Source organism: Flavobacterium sp. FPG59, from assembly GCF_002150205.1.
Classification (GTDB): Bacteria; Bacteroidota; Bacteroidia; order Flavobacteriales; family Flavobacteriaceae; genus Flavobacterium.
The window spans coordinates 1-5340 of sequence record NZ_MTCA01000210.1 but is presented as its reverse complement, the minus strand read 5'-3'; the positions used below and the strand labels follow the sequence as shown (position 1 = coordinate 5340).

The 5340-nt window shown below is 35.3% G+C and carries 2 protein-coding genes and 1 pseudogene; all 3 read left to right on the top strand.

Features of this window, described 5'->3' with window-relative positions; all coding sequences use genetic code 11:
• Positions 1–89: 89 nt before the first annotated feature.
• On the top strand, positions 90–4403 hold the full coding sequence (gene rpoC, locus FPG59_RS13525; RefSeq protein WP_086455115.1) for a DNA-directed RNA polymerase subunit beta': 4314 nt from the start codon (positions 90–92) through the stop codon (positions 4401–4403).
• Between the two features lie 81 nt (positions 4404–4484).
• Positions 4485–4790, top strand: coding sequence for a DUF3467 domain-containing protein (locus tag FPG59_RS13520; protein WP_086455114.1), 306 nt, complete (start codon positions 4485–4487; stop codon positions 4788–4790).
• Between the two features lie 263 nt (positions 4791–5053).
• A pseudogene (locus FPG59_RS13515) lies at positions 5054–5340 on the top strand (hypothetical protein); the annotation flags it as partial.

Sequence of the window (5340 nt, the reverse complement as noted above, 5' to 3'; positions counted from 1 at the left end):
TCATTCGTGACTTTAAAACTTTATGACATTTGACTTTAGACTAAAATCAAATCAATTTTTTAATTGCAAATAAATCAATAGTAAAAACTATGATGAATAATAGAAATAATAACAATAAAGATAAAAACCCTGTAAAAAGGTTTAATAAAATCTCAATCGGTCTTGCATCACCTGAATCTATCTTGAAAGAATCAAGAGGAGAGGTTTTAAAACCGGAAACAATCAACTACAGAACGCACAAACCAGAGCGTGACGGATTATTTTGCGAAAGAATTTTCGGACCTGTAAAGGATTTTGAATGTGCTTGTGGTAAATATAAAAGAATACGTTACAAAGGGATTATCTGTGATCGTTGTGGTGTAGAAGTTACTGAGAAAAAAGTACGTAGAGATAGAGTAGGTCACATCAATCTTGTTGTGCCAATTGCTCACATCTGGTATTTCCGTTCTTTACCAAACAAAATTGGTTATATACTTGGTCTTCCATCTAAGAAATTAGATATGATTATTTACTACGAAAGATACGTAGTAATCCAAGCGGGTATTGCTAAAAATCCTGATGGGGAATCATTGCAAAGATTAGATTTCTTAACCGAAGAAGAGTATTTGAATATTTTAGATACACTTCCTGCAGACAACCAATATTTAGATGATTTTGATCCTAATAAATTTGTTGCCAAAATGGGAGCAGAGTGTATTATGGATTTGTTAGCAAGAATTGATCTTGATGCATTGTCTTACTCATTAAGACATAGCGCTAACAATGAAACATCTAAACAACGTAAAACTGAAGCTTTAAAAAGATTACAAGTAGTTGAATCTTTCCGTGAGTCTAACTTAAACCGCGAAAACCGTCCTGAATGGATGATTATGAAAGTGGTGCCAGTTATTCCACCAGAATTACGTCCGCTTGTACCACTTGATGGAGGTCGTTTTGCAACTTCGGATTTGAATGATTTATACCGTCGTGTAATCATCCGTAACAACCGTTTGAAAAGATTAATGGAGATAAAAGCTCCAGAGGTTATCTTGAGAAACGAGAAACGTATGTTGCAAGAATCTGTAGATTCATTATTTGACAACACGCGTAAAGCATCTGCTGTTAAAACAGAATCAAACAGACCGTTGAAATCACTTTCTGACTCTTTGAAAGGTAAGCAAGGTCGTTTCCGTCAAAACTTATTGGGTAAACGTGTGGATTATTCTGCTCGTTCGGTAATTGTTGTTGGACCTGAATTAAAATTATCAGAGTGCGGTATTCCTAAGGATATGGCAGCTGAATTGTACAAACCTTTTGTGATTCGTAAATTGATCGAAAGAGGAATTGTAAAAACAGTTAAATCTGCTAAAAAAATAATTGATAAAAAAGAGCCTGTAGTTTGGGATATCCTTGAAAATGTAATCAAAGGTCACCCAATCTTATTAAACCGTGCTCCTACTTTGCACCGTTTAGGTATCCAGGCGTTCCAACCAAAATTAATTGAAGGAAAAGCAATCCAATTGCACCCTTTAGTTTGTACGGCATTTAATGCGGATTTTGATGGGGATCAAATGGCGGTACACTTACCATTAGGACCAGAGGCTATCTTAGAAGCTCAGTTGTTAATGTTAGGTTCGCACAACATTTTGAACCCTGCAAATGGTGCTCCAATCACTGTACCATCTCAGGATATGGTCTTGGGTCTATATTATATGACCAAAGAACGTTTGTCAACTCCTGAAATGAAAATTTTAGGTGAAGGAATCACTTTCTATTCTGCAGAAGAGGTGAATATTGCTTTGAATGAAGGAAGAGTAGAATTGAATGCTCGTGTTAAAATTAGAGCAAAAGATTTCAATGAGGCTGGTGAATTAGTTTACCAAATCATTCAAACTACTGCTGGACGTGTATTGTTTAACGAAGTTGTTCCTGAAGCAGCTGGTTATATCAATGACGTATTGACAAAGAAAAACTTAAGAGATATTATTGGACACGTTTTAAGCTGTACAGATGTTCCTACAACTGCTGCTTTCTTGGACAATATGAAAGATATGGGTTATAAATTTGCCTTCAAAGGTGGATTGTCATTCTCATTAGGTGATATTAGAATTCCAGACCAAAAGCCTAAGTTAATTGCTGATGCAAGAGAGCAAGTTCAAGGGATCTCTGCTAACTATAACATGGGTCTTATTACCAATAACGAGCGTTACAACCAAGTTATTGATGTTTGGACTTCTGCTAATGCGCAGTTAACGGAGTTAGCAATGAAAAACATTAGAGAAGATCAGCAAGGATTTAACTCTGTTTACATGATGCTTGACTCTGGAGCGAGGGGTTCTAAGGAACAAATTCGTCAGTTAACTGGTATGCGTGGTTTGATGGCTAAGCCTAAAAAATCTACTGCTGGTGGTGGTGAAATTATTGAAAACCCAATTCTTTCTAACTTTAAAGAAGGTCTTTCGATTCTTGAGTACTTTATCTCTACTCACGGTGCTCGTAAAGGTCTTGCAGATACCGCACTTAAAACAGCCGATGCTGGATACTTGACTCGTAGATTACATGACGTTTCACAAGACGTAATTGTAAACATCGATGATTGTGGTACTTTAAGAGGTGTTGAAGTTTCGGCATTGAAAAAGAACGAAGAAATTGTAGAATCATTAGGAGAGAGAATCTTAGGACGTGTAGTTTTACAAGATTTAATCAATCCTTTGACAAGCGAGGTAATAGTTCGTTCAGGTGAGCAAATCACCGAAGCGATTATGAAAGTTATAGATGCTTCTCCTATCGAGAAAGTTGAAGTTCGTTCTCCATTGACATGTGAGGCTCTAAAAGGAATTTGTGCTAAGTGCTACGGTCGTAACCTAGCAACTGGTAAAATGACACAAAGAGGTGAAGCAGTTGGTGTAATTGCAGCACAATCTATTGGAGAACCAGGAACACAGTTGACATTACGTACTTTCCACGTTGGAGGGGTTGCGGGTGGTATATCTGAAGAATCAAGTATCATCACTAAATTTGCTGGTAAACTTGAAATCGAAGATCTTAAAACTGTTAAAGGTGAAGATAGCGAAGGAAATTCAGTTGATATCGTTGTTTCTCGTTCTACAGAATTAAAGTTAATTGACGAAAGAACAGGTATTTTATTAAGTACCAATAACATTCCTTACGGTTCTAGTATTTTTGTTGCAGATGGTCAATCTGTTGCAAAAGGGGATGTGATTTGTAAATGGGATCCATATAACGGAGTTATTGTTTCTGAGTTTACTGGTAAAATTGCTTACGAAGATTTAGAGCAAGGACAATCGTTCATGGTTGAGATCGATGAGCAAACTGGTTTCCAAGAAAAAGTAATTTCTGAATCAAGAGCTAAAAAATTAATTCCAACATTATTGGTTTACGGTAAAGATGGAGAATTAATTCGTTCTTACAACTTACCAGTTGGAGCCCACTTGATGGTTGAAAACGGTGAGAAAATCAAAGCAGGTAAAGTATTGGTAAAAATTCCACGTCGTTCTTCTAAATCAGGAGATATTACCGGAGGTTTACCAAGAATTACAGAGTTGTTAGAAGCTCGTAATCCATCTAATCCAGCTGTAGTTTCTGAAATTGATGGTGTTGTTTCTTTTGGAAAAATCAAAAGAGGTAACCGCGAAATTGTTATCGAATCTAAATTCGGAGATGTTCGTAAATACCTAGTTAAATTATCAAGTCAAATTCTTGTTCAAGAAAATGACTTCGTAAGAGCAGGTGTGCCATTGTCTGACGGAGCAATTACTCCAGATGATATTTTAAGAATTCAAGGTCCAGCTGCTGTTCAACAGTACTTGGTTAATGAAATTCAAGAGGTATACCGTTTACAAGGTGTAAAAATTAACGACAAACACTTCGAGGTTGTTATTCGTCAAATGATGCGTAAAGTAAGAGTACAAGATCCAGGTGATACTTTATTCTTAGAAGATCAATTGATTCATACTAAAGACTTTATTGTTCAAAACGATAAGTTATACGGTATGAAAGTGGTAGAAGATGCTGGAGATTCAGCTGTATTAAAAGAAGGACAAATCATTACGCCTCGTGAGTTGCGTGACGAAAACTCTTTATTGAAGCGTACAGATAAAAATCTAGTAGTAGCTCGTGATGTGGTAACTGCAACAGCAACACCAGTATTACAAGGTATTACAAGAGCATCGTTACAAACTAAATCATTCATCTCTGCGGCGTCGTTCCAGGAAACTACTAAAGTATTAAATGAAGCTGCAGTTGCAGGTAAAATTGATTACTTAGAAGGATTGAAAGAAAATGTAATTGTAGGTCATAGAATCCCAGCCGGTACAGGTATGAGAGAGTACGATCACACAATTGTAGGTTCAAAAGACGATTACAATGATATGATGGCTAACAAAGAGGAGTATATCTATTAAGGTTTTAGTGCCTAGTCCTTAGTGATTTTTATAGAGTTTAATCACTGAGGACTAATGGACTAAACACTAAATACTAAAAATATGAAAGATCAACAACAAGAGCAAATTAATATAGAACTAGATGAAGTAACTGCTGAGGGAATTTATTCTAATTTAGCAATTATCAACCATTCTTCTTCAGAATTTGTTTTAGATTTTGTTAGTATTATGCCTGGAATTCCAAAAGCGAAGGTGAAGTCAAGAATTGTCTTGACGCCACAGCACGCTAAAAGATTATTAAAGGCTATTGGGGAAAACATTCATCGATTTGAAATTGCCCATGGCGAAATCAAAGACACGGAACAGTTGCCCATACCGCTCAACTTTGGCCCAGCCGGTCAAGCATAAATTTCTAAAGCTCCAGTATTTAACTGGAGCTTTTTTTTTAGGGTATAATCAGGTAAATTGATTTGAATTTTAATTTGTTAAATTGATATTACTAAAAGGAAATCCATGTGTTTAAAATGTTAATATTGTACGCTTTAATATTAAATTTGCGCTTTAATCGACTATAATGGCGCTTTATCGAAAATGTTTTTTATGACTAAACAAATGATATACTTTTGTTTCGGATTTGAGTATCTACTCACTAAAAAAAAATGTTATTATTTATGAAATATATCGGATCTATAGATTACAATAAATTAGCATTGAAATGTTTCTTGTTTTTAGCTTTTGTATTGTTCTCAAATGTTTCTTTAGCTCAAACTTCATCTACACTAGTTGAAAACAATCCTGTTGAAAGTGTTGTTACAAAAAATGAAAGTGCTGCTAAAACTAATACTACTAATAATGTAAATTTTGTACTTTGGTTTATGGGTACAAAGCAAGATACAAAAACAAATACTTCTGTTGAAGAGACCACTACAAAAAAGCAAATTATCATATCAGGTACTGC

Coding starts and splice junctions, on each gene's coding strand:
- rpoC (WP_086455115.1), top strand. CDS start 90: ATGATGAATAATAGAAATAATAACAATAAAGATAAAAACCCTGTAAAA.
- FPG59_RS13520 (WP_086455114.1), top strand. CDS start 4,485: ATGAAAGATCAACAACAAGAGCAAATTAATATAGAACTAGATGAAGTA.